The sequence below is a fragment of the Cedecea neteri genome, assembly GCF_000758305.1.
GTDB lineage: Bacteria > Pseudomonadota > Gammaproteobacteria > Enterobacterales > Enterobacteriaceae > Cedecea > Cedecea neteri_C.
Genome location: NZ_CP009458.1, coordinates 3,361,713 through 3,376,362, shown reverse-complemented (window position 1 = coordinate 3,376,362; position 14,650 = coordinate 3,361,713). Strand labels below are relative to the sequence as shown.

Sequence of the window (14,650 nt, the reverse complement as noted above, 5' to 3'; positions counted from 1 at the left end):
CGGAGTTGCTATGGATCCGCTGTCTGAACTGCTTTCCCTGCTGAAACCCCAAAGCTATGCCTCCGGCGGTGTGGCCCTGCATGAAGATATGTCCATCCAATGGCCTGAGCATGCCGGCATCAAGTGTTATGCCGTGGTGTCCGGCCGCTGCTGGCTTTCGGTTGACGGTATGAGTGAGCCGCAGTTGCTTCAGGCCGGTGACTGTTATCTTCTGCCGCCGGGGCCGCCGTTTTGCCTGGCGACCGGACTTGATGCCGCACCTATAGATTTCTACACGCTGCGTCAGGCAGGGAAGCTGGGGCCTGACGTTGTCCCCGGCCAACAGGAAAGCTGTTTCCTGGTCGGCGGGCATTTTGTTTTGAGCGGGGAAGCGGCCGATCTGTTGCTGAGTTCTTTGCCGCCAGTGGTCTGCATTCAGCAGCCTGAAAGTAAGGCCGCCATGCGCTGGGCGCTGGATCAAATGACCGATGAAGTTCGCCACCCTCGCCCCGGCAGCGCGCTTATCGTCCAGCAGCTCGCCTGGATGCTGCTGATTCAGGCTTTGCGACTGCACTTAGCTCAGCAACCCGCCGTAGGCTGGCTGTATGCGCTGGCGGATAAACAGCTCAGTCTGGCTCTGACCTGCATGCATAAAGAGCCTGCCTTCAACTGGACGCTGGAAAAACTGGCGGAGCGCGTGGGAATGTCGCGGTCGGTGTTTGCCGCCCGGTTTAAAGCGGTGACGGGGGCATCCGCTATCGATTACCTGACGCGCTGGCGCATGATGCTGGCCTGCGACAGGTTGCGCCAGTCCGGTGATTCCCTGGCGCGTATTGCGATGACATTGGGGTATGAATCGGAAAGCGCGTTTGGTAAGGCTTTCAAGCGGGTGATGGGCTGCTCACCCCGGCAGTATTCAAAAGGCTAGCGGCAGGCAATCAGGGTTGCTGGCGTTTGCCAGGCATCATCCGTAACAGCGTGTTGTCTTTCCAGACGTAATGGTGAAACAGCGCGCCGAAGGCGTGAAGACCAATCACGAAATAGCCAGTGTTGGCGATAAGCTCATGCCAGGATTTGATGCTGAACTCCAGGTCTTCGTCCGGCACCGCCGCCACCGGCATTTGTAACCCAAAGGCCACCCAGTCACTGCCGCGATAGTACATTGCCAGAAAGCCCAGCACCGGCAGCGCAATAAACATCAGATAGACAATCGTGTGAACCAGATGAGAGATGCCGGTCACTGCCGGATGCGGCTTTGGCACAATGGCCGGCGCGCGATATTTGATGCGCACCAACAGGCGGGCAACCATCAGCACCAGCACGGAAATGCCGCAGGTGAAATGGATAGAATTAATGAGCGGCCGGTAGCTGCGCGGGGCAAAACCACGCAGTTCCATCGCGCAATAAGCCCCCACGACCAGCAGAAAAACCAGCCAGTGGATCGAAATCTGTACCGAGGTGTATTTAGTGCGCATAAGAGCCTCTGCCCTGAAATGACGTTGAATGCCAGGATAACGAAGAAACATTAAAAGAGTATTAACATCAACATATTATGGACGTTAATTTGTTTCAGCGTGTAATTTTTTAGCCTTAACGTTTCTCAGGGCAAAGCTCAAGGTTTACAGCCCGCGCTCGCGGATCAGTGCGCTCAGTGCCATATCCTGCTGGAGAGCGTGCCAGGCGGCCATTACCTGAGGGGGAATATCAACGTGAACGATGAAGTCTCGCCCCTGCGGACCATAGCCGGTTGCGTCGTCACGCAGACGAGGAATTTCGCCCAGCGCCAGCGAAACATAGCGCTCGATCGGCCACAAACCATCAGCCTCTCCGGCAAAAATAGTGCCCTGTTCTCCCTCGACCAATGCCGGTATCACGCCGGGCCAGCTTAGCCATTCCGGCGCCTGCGCGTTGCCCTGCCAGACGCGAGCAAAAGTCGCAACGGTGCGGCGCTGCATGGTCGGATCCTGGACAATCAGCACTCGTTCGGGATTGAGGCCAAGTTCGGCCATTTTGTCCACGCTAAAGCGCGCGTTTTCCCCGCAGTTGGTCGACTTCTCTTCGGTGATAATGTTTTCACTCGGGACTTTCCAGAACTGGTGGGCAATGTCTTTGATTATCGCCGCTTCGGCACGCCCGGTGGTAGGAATGGTGTTATAGCGCGGGTGGCGAGCAATTTCCGCGTAGAGATACGTTGTGGAATGGCCTATTCCACCGGTGATGAGCAGCGTTTTTTCGCTGTTGGCGGCAAACTCACACGCGGCCTCGAGGGTTGGGATCACGGCGTTACCGGCCAGGATAATCAAATCGGCATCCTGTGCCTGCGGTGTGCCAGTAAAGTCGCTTTGCGCCAGCCACTGGCCGAGCGTATTAACGGCCTGAATTGTCGGCTGGTTCAGGGTTGGGGACGTCATCATGAGCGGGATCCTCCCGGTTAAAAACCAGCGTGTAGCCTACCCCGGTCAAGGTAACACGCCTATCAGATGCGACTGAAAGGGCTGTTTCAGGCTGCCAGCGACTTGCGCAGCAGCAGGCGGTAATCGGCCGGCATGCCCTTCTGCTCTACTTCGATAAGCTGATAGCCGTTTTTGACCAGCAGCATCAGCATACCGCGAAATTTGTTGCGGGTTTTCACGGTCAGCGTGCGGTAGCCCTGTTCCATCGCCCATTTTTCCTGCGCGGCCAGCAAGGCCTGAGCGACGCCGTCCCGCCTGAACTCGGGTAAAACGCCCCCGAGCCAGCTGTAAAACTCCGTCTCACCGAGCGCATAGCCGAGTTTAAACCCGGCGGGAACGCCGTTCACACAGGCAATGAGCTGGCTGCTTTGGTTCGTTGCGAGACGAGCCTGAAGATCCGCCACGCTTCTACAGTCTTCAAATTCGGGCAGGCGGTGATAAAGCGCGAGGATCTCCTCGAGCGAGGCTTGCCGCACCGTCAGGCCATCGTCCTGAAAAGTCATCCCTTGATAAGGTTTTGCCCGGCATGCCGCAAGGCGGCTGGCTAAATCCCCGACGTGAAGCTCAAGCTGGTGGTTATCCGGGTCAAGAAAGTAGAAGGAATGCCCTTCGCTGCGGTTGTCTTTCCAGACCCGCACGCCTTGCTGTTCCAGCGCCTTAACCATTCGGGGAAAGGCCCCTGCACTCACGTTGAACGCGTAGTGGGTATAATGCACGGGCCGCTCACCGGCCTTTGCGTCCAGAGAAAGACAAAGCCATAAGTCACCGCAGGAAAGATAGGCCCCGGCGTCCCAGCGCGCATGCAGCCTGATACCCGGCAGGCTTTGGTAAAACACCAGGCTCCGCGCCAGGTCGCGCACCGCAAGCGTCAGGTGATTCAGGCCGGTTAGCATGGTTATTCCTTATTTTTAGCCTGCCAGTTGGCCCAGGGGCTGTCTGCAGGTACATCGTTTTTAGTCTCTGGTTCATCCAGAGAGGCGATGTACATCTCTTCCACTTCTTTGCGCGCCCAGGGTGTGCGGCGTAGGAACTTCAGGCTGGACTTAACGGTGGGATCGCTTTTAAAGCAGTTGATATTTACCTGCCGCGCCATTTCGGCCCAACCGTAACGTTCGACCAGAGCGTTAAGCAACGCTTCAAGCGTCACGCCGTGCAGCGGATCTTTTGAACTCATGTTTATTCCAGCTATTTCGTCAATTTGCGCACACCTTACTGATTCTGCAGGTGAGGCGCAACAGCGTGCAGAGACGAAGCTCAAAGAAGTGAGAGGCGGCCCATTTCTGAGCCGCGAGAGGTAAATCAGAAGGTTTCCCAGTTGTCGGCAGAGGCCGTCGCCGGGCGAACAGTAGCGGATGTTGAGGAAGAAATGACGGAGTGTTTTTGCGGCGCAGTGGCAAAACTTGTCGTTAGCCTGAAGGCTCCAACCGCCTCCGTCAGACGGGCGGCCTGCTCTTCCAGAGAAACGGCGGCGGCCGACGCCTCCTCCACCAGCGAGGCATTTTGCTGCGTGACGTTATCCATTTCGTGTATCGCCTGCCCGACTTGCTGGATGCCCCGGCTTTGCTCATCAGAAGCCGCGGCAATTTCCAGCATAATATCGGTCACGCGGCGGACGGCCTCCACAATCCCGGTCACCGTGGTGCCGGCCTGCGCCACCTGGCGGGAGCCGCTGTCGATCAGCGACACGGATTCGCTGATAAGCCCCTCGATCTCTTTTGCCGCCTGGGCGCTACGCTGTGCCAGTGTTCTCACCTCGCTTGCCACCACGGCAAAACCTCGCCCCTGCTCCCCCGCCCTGGCCGCTTCAACGGCGGCGTTCAGTGCCAGAATATTGGTCTGGAAAGCGATGCTGTTGATCACCGCGGTGATCTCAGAGATTTTCTTCGAACTGGCGGAGATGTTGTCCATGGTGCTGACCACGCCAGAAACAATACGCCCGCCGTCGCTGGCTTTCTGGGAGGCATCTTCCGCAAGCTTTGTCGCGTGATGGGCATTGTCGGCGTTTTGTTTCACCGTGGCGGTCAACTGTTCCATGCTGGCGGCGGTTTGTTCAATGGCCGCCGCCTGCTGCTCGGTGCGGGAAGAAAGATCGGTGTTCCCGGCGGAAATTTCACTCGAGCCCTGATAGATAGCCTCGGCCCCTTCACGTACCGTGCTGACGGTACTCACCAGTTGCTGTTGCATATGCTGCAAATGCTGGCTGAGTTTGCCAATTTCGCTGTTGCCAGTCGCCTCTGCTGGCAGCGTCAAATCACCCTCAGAGATGTGCTCGATGCGCTTCGCGGCGCGCTGCAGCGGGCCAATCACCACGCGACGCAGCATGATGAAGGTGAACACCGTCATAAACAGCGCAAGCGCAAAGGCTCCGGCCATTAACGCCACGCTGGTGCGGGTGCGGCTGTCGGCCTGCTCTCTCAGTGCGTTCGCCCTGTCGGTACGGATGTTGACGGCCTGCTGCAGTTTGGCATCGTAATCGCCATCCAGCTTGCGCACCACTTCGCTTTCATGGGTGATGATCGCCTCGAACATGCCGTTTTTGGCGAACTTCAGCATCGGCTTCATCCCTTTTTCGAGATAGGCCGCAAAATCATCCTGCAGTCCTTTGTCTAAAGCCTGATCTGCCGGCGTTTTCACTTTGCGCGCCAGATAAGCGTTGAAGCCAGCCTGCGCCTGCTTGATAAGCCCTTCGGCATTGGACACGTTCTGCTTCACCTGATCCATATCCGCCACGCGGCTTGCAGCCCCGGCGTTGATCAGGTTGATACGCGCCGTACGCAGATGGTTAGCGCTGTCCGCCAGCCCCATTCGCACCTGAATTTCTTCGGTGACGTCCTGAAGCGCACGATCGCTCTGGATAAGAAAATAACTGGCGAAACCGATACATAGTGCAAACAGCAGCAGAATGCCGCCGAGAATAGAGGAAAACAGCGGCACCAGCCGGATGTGATGCCAGAAGCGCACGCCGTTTTGTGGGGTCAGAGTTTTTATCGACATGTCCGTGACTCTCTTTGTATGGGGAATTCCCTTCAAAGGTCATCGGCCCCGTTGCGGAAAAACATTACGCGCTACGTCACAGATTTGCGTTAATGAAGCTCAAAGAAGTCCCGGAGAGTTAAGTGGATCACAGGTTTGTGTCTACCGCTATTCTGCTTGATCTTTTATCAGCGCGTAGCGGTTCAATAATTGTCTGAAGTGCATATCAGTTTGCGCCAGCTGTCCGTCTGGCAGCGGCTCGCCCGCCGGGACCTGGCTCAGCAAATACAGGCGCTCTTCAAGCGGCACGCTGCGTGAAAAATGCTGAGTGATCGTGAACACCATGGATTTTAGCTCGGAGCCGGTCAGGTATTTGCCCTTGCGTTCATCCAGCGCATTCAGACGGCGAGTCAGATCGCTCAGGCCGTCCATTCCCTGATGCCAGCCGCTAAGCGCTTCACCAGGCAAGGCGTTGCCGCTTAGCTGCCGCATCCATTGTGCTTTCAAGCCTTCAATTTGTTCAGGGCTGCCTCGTTCTGCCAGCGCAAAACCGTAGTTCTGCAGCCACAGTGGCGGGAGCTGACTGAGTTTTTCCAGCGCAATTTCATCCGCTACCAACGGCAGCGGGCTAACGGGAGCCGGGTTGAGCTGCCGCCAGCCCAGCAAACCTGCCGCGCCAATCAGCAGCATAGTCAACATGCCCGCAGAGAAGCTTTTCCATGCCTGGCGTGAAACAGCGTCTGGATTTACCACGGCAATGCGAGGCTCAGCGACCTTTTCGTGGGTAACGTAGATCAGCGGTTCTTGTAGCGCTGGCTCGCTGACGCTTTGTAACGCTGAGGCAGGTAACACTACGGCAGCGCTTTCACTGTGCCCGACCTCAGCGTTTTCAAGCCTGACGGCGGCCGTCTGCATAAACCGGCACAGCCCCTCCATCTGGCTGGCATTTTTCAGCTCCAGCCGCTGCAGGACGTCACGCAAAACGTTCAGGTGCTGCTCCGCCTGGTAAACCTGAGACAGGTCGCTGTATTTAAGGGTTAACGTACGCAACTGCGCCTGCAGGCGATGGCTGAATCCGGCCAGAATCTCCATTCGGGCATGCACCGGCTGCGGCCACATGATTCCCCATTGATGCACGAACAGCGCCTCCAGCAGCGCTAGCCCCTCATTCAGCCCCGCAAGTGTGCTCAGGCGAGTGCGCGCCAGCGTGTACCAGACTGCCGTTTGCAGCTCAACACCGTTCTGGCGGAAAAGCGACAGACTGAGCTGTTCCACCCGGTTCCAGTCCACGTCCGGCCTGGCGGGATGGGAAAGTTTAGCCAGTTCATCACGCAGCAGCGCATAGTCCGGCAAGGCGCGCGGATCGCCGCCGGTTTTAATTTGATGGGATTTATTCACGGGATTGTTCTTCTGGTGATTGACAGAAAATGACAGGTCGCAGCTCAGAGGCTGGCTTTGCTATCCAGATATTGCTGCTGTTTCAAATGGCGTAACAGCACCCGGCCTTCCGGCATAAACTCAGTGCCGTAACGCACGAGACCGAGTCCTTTAAGTTCCGCATCAATGGCGTAACGCAGTTCGCCGGGCTGGGTTTGCTCGAGCAGCGCCACGTTGATGCTTTGCAGGCGTGGCTCATATTTCAGCAATACGCTGGCCAGAGCGTTGATCAACTGGTGGGCCGTGCCCGGCATTCCTTGCAGGATTTTCGTCATGTCCGGCAGGCCGTAATCCGGCAGATGGGCCAGCGTCCCCGCGCGGCAGTTGAGAATGCGCTGCATGTTATCCAGTACAGACAAAATAACCTGGTTTTCTTCGCTAACCTGCTGGAGCGGGAGTTCGCCGGAAAAGTTGCCCAGCAGCATGTCATACAGAGACGGCGTTCGATGAGATTGTGGCATAGCTACTCCTTCTCCGGGATCGGCGTTAGTTGGTTGCTCCCGACTTCAATCACACGGGGTTTATCCGGGTCCAGCGCCTCACGGTCGAGGATCAGTTTCCAGGTGTTTTTTTCCTGGTCTGGCTGACGGAACAGTCCCACGACGCCAACAAATCGGGTGTTTGTTTCCATAGGCATATCGAGGCTGGCGCTCCCGCCCGGCTTAATTATCACGTCCCGACTCGCCAGCAGATCGTCTTGCAGGAGCGTATCCCCCTCTTTCAACAGCTGCTGGTACAGCGCGTTTTCGAATGTTTTAGCCTCTTTAAGCTGGTAAATACGCACCAGTACCGGGGCTGAAAATGCGTTGCTTTCGCGGGTATCCGTGTTCAATTCTTCACGGGCCACGAAGTCCAGATGCAGCACCTTAATTTTTTTGTAGAACACCGAGCTAAAGGCGGATTTTGTGCCGTCGCTGACGCTTTGTGTCAGGCCGCAGCCCGTGAGACTGAGCGCCAGCAGGGCTAGCGGCCAGCGCCGAATTTTAGTCAAACTGGTATCTAACATGCCGATTTCCTTGTTGTTGTTTCGCGGGCTGAAGGCCGCGGTAATAACCCAATTCCGTGGTAAAACTTTGGGGCATATCGTCCGGGAATGTACTGTCTTCGGCACCCAGCACGCCGTTCATGCCCAGCCAGAAAGGCGCGTCGCCCAGCGGGGGCACGGCCAGCAGTCGGGTCGCGGTGGTCAGGGTAATTTTTGCTTTAAAACGCCAGCCGAGGTAAACCCGCAGCATCACGAGAAAGTCCTGATAGAGCTGGCCGTCCGGCTTCCAGGCCCCGGACTCCAGCGCATTGTCGGTGGACAGCGCGATCAGAAGCTGGCTGCTGGCATCCTGCGCTTCATCCCCAAGCGGCGTGTTGCCGTCCAGCAGAAAGTCCTCGTCGCCGTGAAACCCCAGCGGCTGGCTAATTTCCACCGGCCGCAGGCAATACGGTCTGACCCGAACCGTGGTGTCGGGCGCCAGCAGGCTCACCAAAGCCTGAATGCCTTCTTCTGTTTTTCCGGGCTGGCGCAGCACGCCGAGCAAGGCTAAAAAAAGCGATACCGGCGTGGCGATATGGTTTGCCGTGCCGGGGATCCCCAGCCCAACCAGCCCCAGCAGCGACTGCGAGATCGTATCGGCCCCGCCGGGTTCGAAGGTTGCCGGGTAAGAGTATTTCCGCCAGATGCGATAAAACTGCGTCAGAAAACGGTGGTTGAAGATATCCAGAAATCCCTGCAGCGCCTCATGCCCTTCCCGCCGCTGGGTAATGTCGTCGAGATAGGCTGTCGGCAGCGGGGAATCAACCCCGTACAGCCCCATAAAGGTGGTACGGATGCGTGGCGGCTGGGTGATATCTTCCGCGTCATATTCCACGGATTTCAGCTCACTGCTGGGGAAGCCCATTCCGGAATGAGGCGCAAAACGCACGGGATCGTTAGCCGGATGGCTGGTCGCCCCCAACGGTGGTTTATCTGCATTGCGTTTCTCCAGCAGTTGGCAAAATCGGTAAAAGTTGATCCGCTGTAAGTCGTCTTCCAGGCGCGGGATCAGCCGGGGATGCGACGGCTGTGTTTCTCTTCCCATTCGAGACGCTCTCCGGTTGGCTGCAGAATAATAATCAGGCGGTTAAACAGGTAGATATCGGTATACAGCGCGAAGAAGCGACTGAGCATTTCACCAAACAGGCAAACATCGCCTCGCCCGGCAAAGCCGTGACTGTCGAGCGTCACCTCAATCTGCACGCCGCGCACCAGGAAGCCCTGTTCGAAGCGCTCGGTTTCTCCGTGCTTCACGTCGACAATCGCCTCCAGCCGACGGCGGTTCATTTCACTGTTCGTCCACTCATACAGCGCCAGCGTGCCGCGCAGCACTTCCGCATTGTCCATCATCGAAAGAAAACTGCTGCCGAGATGGCTGAGCACGCGCCAGTGGAAGCGATCCTGCGCAGGGGGGTAACAGGGCTGCGTTGGCGCGCAAAGGTTACGCACCGTCATGCTGACCGAGGGCGTTTTCATCACCGTATCGAGCACCGTACTTTGCAGCGCGCGGCGTGGGAGCTGGCCGTTGGTGCCCGTCAGCGTCAGAGACAGGCTCTCATTTTCCGGCACGGTATGGTTATCAAATGCTTCGCCACCGAGCACAAGCCAGGTGTTATGCAGCCCCGACGGGCCTCGGCGGATGCGGGTGTGGTAGTAATACTCCGGGGCTTCATGGCGCATCATGCCGCCTTTATGTCGGAAGCTTGAGAACGGTACGTAAGTATGCTGGCTGGCGGACATGACGGAGTCCACGGCATAAATCTCTGTATGACCATCCTGCACGCGCATCGGGCGCAGCAGATATTCCGTTTGCAGGGAATTCAGGGTCAGCGGGTCAGACTCCAGCGCGAACAGATTCACCACCGGGACACAGTTCAGCCGCAGATGTTTTTCGGTAAAGCTGAAGTCATGCTCCCATCGCTCAGCCAGCACCACGTCGATTTCAAACCACGCAAGACCAGCCGGGAAGACGATTTTTTCCAGCCCGTGAAGGCCGGTAAACATGAATTTTTCGCGGAAGGTAAAGTATTCCAGCAGCAGTTGGTAGCCGCTAAAACTGCTGTTGCCCTTCGGCCATAAAGTATCGCCTTCACTAAAACCCCTGGCGGTGAAATGCCCGTCAAAAGGTTCACCATCCGTATCTCCAGGCAAACGCAGGCGTATTCGCTCGACGTTCAGGGTGAAGGCTTCATGCATCGCGCAGGCCAGCGGGGCATCGGCGTTGAAGTACAGGGCAAGATCGCTGAGGTCGATGCGGCTCCAGTCCGCCAGGCTGCCGCAGTGAAATCGCAGCGTAATCACCGAGCGGCCCTCTGGGTCCGTTGCCAGCCGAACCTTCTCCAGCGAGAGTGGCTGCAGATGTATTTCCTGGGTGGTGGTGTAACGGCAGCGCGTGCCTTTTTCGCCGATTGGCCGGGAAAGGACCTCAAAACCCTTCGCGATGCGCACAGGTTCTTTCATTTCACGCCAGTCCGGCGAGAGCTCTACCACCGACATCGACGGAATAGTGCGCAAGTAATGGGGCCACAGCAGGCTGACTAGCCCTTCCGTCAGCTCCGGCAGGTCGTCATCCAGTTTTTCGCGAAGCCGCCCCATCATGAAGGCAAAGCCTTCAAACAGGCGTTCCACGTACGGGTCGCGCGCGCCCGCTTTATCGAGATTAAGCATCGCCGCCTGTTCGGGGTGTGCACGGGCAAATTCTTCCCCGGCTTCCAGCAGGTAGCGCATTTCGGCGTCGTAATAACGCAGGGTTAAGTCGTCCATAATTTTCTGTGCGGAGTAAGTGTTTTTGATGAAATAGAACCCGACTACCTGAAAGGTAATCAGATGCACAACACGGCGGAACTGGCCGGGTCGAGCGTAATCAGGCCGGACAGAAGCTGGTCCATCTCAGGCTGGAGGCGTGATTTGTCGGTTTCACTGCGGGCCGCTTTCATACGCAGCAGTCGGAGGCGGCGGGATTTGACTTCGTACAGCAGCGCGGGCGTCCAGTGCGCGAGCGTGATGGATTGGGCTGAAAAGTCCAGCTCCCCGAGCAAATGCAGGGCCAGTTCGTTTTTGCCTTTCTGTTCAGCCACGCGAGCCATCAACAGGCGAAGCAGCCATTTATCTTTGGTCGAATCCGCACCCGGACGCGTCTGCAGCCATTGCAGCGAGGCCTCCAGACCTTCGCTGTCCGCCTTTTCCAGCGCCTCTGGCTCAAGCGCCAGGATATCGTTGTCAACCGCGCTGCCGGCGCTGACCGGCTCATCTTTATAGCCTGTAACATCGGCCAGGACGTGCTGGTTAATCCAGTTCAGCGTCACCTCGTCAGCAAAGGGCGTGCCGTCATTAAACGCCAGCGTTTCTATCCCGGTGAGCCGGCGAAGAAATCCTTTCAAATCGGCAATAATGACGCCAGCCAGTACATCCTGCCCCGACTTCTCCAGTGCTTCATGGATATACCACTGCAGGTCAAGCCACAGGTGATTGGCCCCGCGGGAAAAGTTGCTGTCGGCTTGCTCAAGGATTTCCGACCAGCTTTGCTGCAGATAGAGACGCTTGAGCATTGCCCGCTGATCGGCGCGCGGCGGTTCGATGCGGGTATTTCCCTTTCCGTCTGGAGCAGGAATCTCTTGCAGCGTGTCGTGGCGAAGGCTTTTCATCAGCCGATGAGCCGCCAGCCAGCCTCCGGGTTGCTCGCGCAGATAGCTCGTCAGAATTCGAGCCTGAGCCAAAAGGTCCTGCCCGGAAGTAATGCGGCTGAGTACTGGCGGCGGGCTGCCTGCCGTTTCGGCGTCATACGAGGTTTGCACAGCGTCGCTGGCGTTTTGCGGTACCACGGCGTCCACTCCGCCGGCCTTCACCAGGCGTGATTCCAGCGCGCTGTGTAACGCATTCAGCTCCGGGCGGGATTCACCAGTCCCGGCTTCGAGGCTGTCGGCAATCAAAAGTAGCGCGCCGAGAGTACGCTGTGCATCCTCCCGCCCCACTTCCGGATAGAGTGAGAGGCTGGCAAGCACGCGAGAACCGGCCAGCCATTCCAGCGCGGCTTTTCGACTGCGATCTCGCTGTGGGTGAAGCTGCAAACCAAAGCGTTGCAGCATCCCCGCCAGTAGCTCCAGCCCTTCGGCGAACCCGCCTTCCCCGTCCTGGTGCAAACGAGCCCAGCAATAGTAGGTGGCAACCCGGATATCTTTGGCGGTGGTTGTCAGCAGTTTTTCGGCCAGGGTACAAATCAGGCCGGTATCAATCCCCGAGAGCTGGTTAACCTCTTCCCGGATACGCTGAAAATCATCGTCATAGCCGGGATCCTCTCCTGTTAACGAGGCGTCATTGATTGGCGTCAGCCAGTGATCCCAGTGTTCGATTCGGGCCTGCGCCTGTTGCCGAAGCAAAGTTTCCTCCACCTGGCAGGCTGAAACGAGATTGTGTAGAGAATGCATTAGTTCAGTTCATCCATGTTATGGCTATCAGCGTCGCCCATCAGCGCCTGTGCCGCAGCGTTGTTCACGCTGAATATCCTTTCGGGCAGTGACCATCCCATCAATCAACCTCCATATCCTGCATGCTTGCAATGACTATTGCTCGGCATTGCGTTCTGCAGCCATGTAATACAATTCCACGCCCATTTTCTTCATACGCAGAAACATCGCACTCAATAATTTTATTTGTGCCGTGCTCAGGACAAGATACTGTGTCATTTAATAGTGCAGCATTCTTCCCTGAAATATCGAAGCTGGATGAGGCTGATGTGACTTTACCACCATGCGTAGTGGCATCTTCTAAAACAACGGCAAACTTTCCAATATTTCATTCCTTAAAATTAAAATGCCTGCATTGCACCCATTGGGTTATTTTTTACGTTGAAGCCTTTCCATTTCATGTGCTTTATTTTCTGCAGCATCACTGGCCACGTCCCTTCTTATAATTGCAGGCATGGCAGGGATCGTCAGCTTACCTGTCCAGTAATAGTCGTCGCTTTCTAACCAGTCAGCTTGGTAGCGTAGTTCAGCAAGACTTTCTCTGTCCCACGAATGCCAGCAATATCCGATGGGTAAATCATAAGCAACAACTCTTTTCATAAAGCGTTCGTCCGCTGGCAAAGTGCTGTGGTCTGTCGGTCGTTGAACATAAGTACGCACATCTTCCAGCATTTCTGCTCTGGACTGTTTTTCATACCTAGTACGGTCATCCTTAGAACCAGGTCCCGGCTGATAATAACCAGTCTCTTTTTTGGGGATCATTTTCTGATCAAAATAACCGTAGAGTGATATGTAATAGCGATAGTCGACATCAATAGGGGTATTCAATTTAGGATCAATTTGCCCATAACCATAGCCAACCGGACCGGTTTGTTTTTCTTTGCTGCGATAATCCTCATCGAAATCTTTAAGCTCGTCTGCTGAAAGAGGCTCGGGAACCCGTGGCGCGTTTATGGACAATTTCTGGTCGCCAGCAGGCTCAGGCCAAGTCATCTTCTGCATAAAGGTGGTGGTACTGTCCCAAAATGGCTTTCCATCACCAAGATTGCTGAAATGAGTCTGAGTGTCAGGTACATTGCCGCAAGGTGTATTTCGTCCAAGCATACGCACGTATAAGGTGTCACCAGCGGCCTTAAAAAGAAGGTGAGATTCAGTAAAATGGCTTTTCTCAGTGTTTGGCAATCCCTGCCAGCCAATACTGCGCAAAGGTGCAGACCCCATTACTCGGTCATGAGGATTGCAGTAGATCCAGGTAGTTCCATGGTTATCGCGCTCCGGTACGCCTCCATGGGTTTTACCTTCCGGCGTCCAGCTTTCACCATCACTGCTGGCTCCGGCCAGTAATCGGCCACATCCCTGCTGTTTCAAACGCGTTTTGTTTTCAGCGACTTTCTTCACAATATCGGCAAAGGTCGCTTCTCTGGCTTCTTTACTGATAATTTCATCCATGGGATATGAAATATAAGTTGTCATTTCATTATCCAGTGCATAAGGGGAATTCATCACAAAAAGTGCATCAGGCGCCTCTATTGCAGCTGCGCCCAATGCGATCATGGTTCCCTGGCTGTGAGAGATCACGGTCACCGTATCTTCAGGATGTTTATTACGGATGGTTTTAATGAGCTTTGCCAGACGACCTGCTGCGTGAGCATAATAATGACGTGGAGGGGCTGCCGTTAATAATCTATCTCGCTCTCCGTTCAGTAATTGCGTACTGAATGGAACAGGAACCCCCAGCGCAGAAGGCCAGTTATCAAACCCTTTATCGCTCCATAAGCTGACCAGTTGGTTACAACCATTCTGGAACGGGCCACCTCCCCAGTAAAACGGGCCTCCGCTTTTTTGCTGCTCAGGCGTCAGGTCGTAATAGTTATCACCCTGCTTATTTTTAAGTGGGATAGCATATTTATCCGTTGTATTATCCGCAGCACGATACCCCCAGTAGAAACGAATAACAGGAGAACGGCCTTCTTCAGTTATTTTTCGAGGTGGCACTATCCAAGCAGTATGTTCTTCATTCCAGTAAGCTTTTTCATATTTATTCTCTAGTAATCTAAATTTCTCATCCAGAGATGACAATCCCAGCCGTTCATTTAATCCGTCACACAGTGCCTTTTCAGCATGGTCATACCATTCACCCTCAGAGTTTACTCCGTGAACGAATATAATCAGGCCAGGTAGTTGCAAAGGAGGTTGAACCTCTGCATTAACTTTAACGTTTTTATGTGATGTCACAGAGTAAGAAAATGGAGTGCCATTATCCGTAGTATAAACTTCAACCTTTCGTGTAGGAGATGTTTTTCTATTCATTTGATAATCCT

General features: G+C 55.5%; 14 protein-coding genes and 1 pseudogene. 1 reads left to right on the top strand and 14 read right to left on the bottom strand.

The window, feature by feature from the left end:
- Positions 1–10: 10 nt before the first annotated feature.
- The gene (locus LH23_RS15790) at positions 11–907 is read left to right on the top strand and encodes an AraC family transcriptional regulator (RefSeq protein WP_039293061.1); all 897 of its coding nucleotides are present in this window, start codon (positions 11–13) and stop codon (positions 905–907) included.
- Positions 908–917: 10 nt separating this feature from the next.
- Here LH23_RS15790 and cybB read toward each other — a convergent pair whose 3' ends face one another.
- The 14 genes and pseudogenes from cybB to LH23_RS15730 form a co-directional block, all read right to left on the bottom strand.
- Positions 918–1,454: a cytochrome b561 gene (gene cybB, locus LH23_RS15785; protein ID WP_039293057.1), complete on the bottom strand. Its 537-nt coding sequence runs from the start codon at positions 1,452–1,454 to the stop codon at positions 918–920.
- 144 nt (positions 1,455–1,598) lie between these two features.
- Positions 1,599–2,393, bottom strand: a complete 795-nt coding sequence (locus LH23_RS15780; protein ID WP_039293055.1) for a YdcF family protein — start codon at positions 2,391–2,393, stop codon at positions 1,599–1,601.
- A gap of 86 nt (positions 2,394–2,479) precedes the next feature.
- Complete coding sequence (locus tag LH23_RS23815; protein WP_419672750.1) at positions 2,480–2,935, bottom strand: N-acetyltransferase family protein; 456 nt, start codon at positions 2,933–2,935, stop codon at positions 2,480–2,482.
- Positions 2,921–3,325, bottom strand: a pseudogene (gene fos / locus LH23_RS15775) (fosfomycin resistance glutathione transferase); the annotation flags it as partial. The pseudogene fos and the gene LH23_RS23815, both read right to left, overlap by 15 nt.
- A gap of 2 nt (positions 3,326–3,327) precedes the next feature.
- Complete coding sequence (locus tag LH23_RS15770) at positions 3,328–3,606, bottom strand: VF530 family DNA-binding protein (protein WP_039293053.1); 279 nt, start codon at positions 3,604–3,606, stop codon at positions 3,328–3,330.
- A gap of 125 nt (positions 3,607–3,731) precedes the next feature.
- Positions 3,732–5,426, bottom strand: a complete 1,695-nt coding sequence (locus tag LH23_RS15765) for a methyl-accepting chemotaxis protein (protein WP_039293050.1) — start codon at positions 5,424–5,426, stop codon at positions 3,732–3,734.
- Positions 5,427–5,573: 147 nt separating this feature from the next.
- On the bottom strand, positions 5,574–6,803 hold the full coding sequence (locus tag LH23_RS15760; protein WP_039293048.1) for a VasL domain-containing protein: 1,230 nt from the start codon (positions 6,801–6,803) through the stop codon (positions 5,574–5,576).
- A 44-nt stretch (positions 6,804–6,847) separates the two neighbouring features.
- Positions 6,848–7,303 carry a type VI secretion system baseplate subunit TssE gene (gene tssE / locus LH23_RS15755; RefSeq protein WP_039293045.1) on the bottom strand — a complete coding sequence of 152 codons (456 nt, stop codon included), beginning with the start codon at positions 7,301–7,303 and terminating at the stop codon, positions 6,848–6,850.
- Between the two features lie 2 nt (positions 7,304–7,305).
- Positions 7,306–7,848, bottom strand: a complete 543-nt coding sequence (gene tssJ, locus LH23_RS15750) for a type VI secretion system lipoprotein TssJ (RefSeq protein ID WP_039293042.1) — start codon at positions 7,846–7,848, stop codon at positions 7,306–7,308.
- Positions 7,826–8,911, bottom strand: a complete 1,086-nt coding sequence (gene tssG / locus LH23_RS15745; RefSeq protein ID WP_039293038.1) for a type VI secretion system baseplate subunit TssG — start codon at positions 8,909–8,911, stop codon at positions 7,826–7,828. The genes tssJ and tssG overlap by 23 nt, the downstream gene beginning before the upstream one ends.
- A complete protein-coding gene (gene tssF / locus LH23_RS15740; protein ID WP_039296749.1) occupies positions 8,875–10,629 on the bottom strand; it encodes a type VI secretion system baseplate subunit TssF in 1,755 nt (584 codons plus the stop codon). The genes tssG and tssF overlap by 37 nt, the downstream gene beginning before the upstream one ends.
- Positions 10,630–10,688: 59 nt before the next feature.
- Positions 10,689–12,290 (bottom strand): type VI secretion system protein TssA, encoded by a 1,602-nt coding sequence (tssA, locus tag LH23_RS15735; RefSeq protein ID WP_039293034.1) that lies wholly within the window; start codon positions 12,288–12,290, stop codon positions 10,689–10,691.
- Between the two features lie 100 nt (positions 12,291–12,390).
- The gene (locus tag LH23_RS23525; RefSeq protein WP_071842781.1) at positions 12,391–12,654 is read right to left on the bottom strand and encodes a PAAR domain-containing protein; all 264 of its coding nucleotides are present in this window, start codon (positions 12,652–12,654) and stop codon (positions 12,391–12,393) included.
- Positions 12,655–12,698: 44 nt separating this feature from the next.
- Positions 12,699–14,639, bottom strand: a complete 1,941-nt coding sequence (locus LH23_RS15730) for a hypothetical protein (RefSeq protein ID WP_039293032.1) — start codon at positions 14,637–14,639, stop codon at positions 12,699–12,701.
- Positions 14,640–14,650 lie beyond the last annotated feature (11 nt).

Bases quoted from the DNA above. Each gene is read 5' to 3' on its own strand.
- tssE (WP_039293045.1), bottom strand. From the start codon at position 7,303: ATGCCACAATCTCATCGAACGCCGTCTCTGTATGACATGCTGCTGGGC.
- LH23_RS23815 (WP_419672750.1), bottom strand. From the start codon at position 2,935: ATGACTTTTCAGGACGATGGCCTGACGGTGCGGCAAGCCTCGCTCGAG.
- cybB (WP_039293057.1), bottom strand. From the start codon at position 1,454: ATGCGCACTAAATACACCTCGGTACAGATTTCGATCCACTGGCTGGTT.
- tssG (WP_039293038.1), bottom strand. From the start codon at position 8,911: ATGGGAAGAGAAACACAGCCGTCGCATCCCCGGCTGATCCCGCGCCTG.
- LH23_RS15770 (WP_039293053.1), bottom strand. From the start codon at position 3,606: ATGAGTTCAAAAGATCCGCTGCACGGCGTGACGCTTGAAGCGTTGCTT.
- LH23_RS15780 (WP_039293055.1), bottom strand. From the start codon at position 2,393: ATGATGACGTCCCCAACCCTGAACCAGCCGACAATTCAGGCCGTTAAT.
- LH23_RS15730 (WP_039293032.1), bottom strand. From the start codon at position 14,639: ATGAATAGAAAAACATCTCCTACACGAAAGGTTGAAGTTTATACTACG.
- LH23_RS15765 (WP_039293050.1), bottom strand. From the start codon at position 5,426: ATGTCGATAAAAACTCTGACCCCACAAAACGGCGTGCGCTTCTGGCAT.
- tssF (WP_039296749.1), bottom strand. From the start codon at position 10,629: ATGGACGACTTAACCCTGCGTTATTACGACGCCGAAATGCGCTACCTG.
- LH23_RS15790 (WP_039293061.1), top strand. From the start codon at position 11: ATGGATCCGCTGTCTGAACTGCTTTCCCTGCTGAAACCCCAAAGCTAT.
- tssJ (WP_039293042.1), bottom strand. From the start codon at position 7,848: ATGTTAGATACCAGTTTGACTAAAATTCGGCGCTGGCCGCTAGCCCTG.
- tssA (WP_039293034.1), bottom strand. From the start codon at position 12,290: ATGCATTCTCTACACAATCTCGTTTCAGCCTGCCAGGTGGAGGAAACT.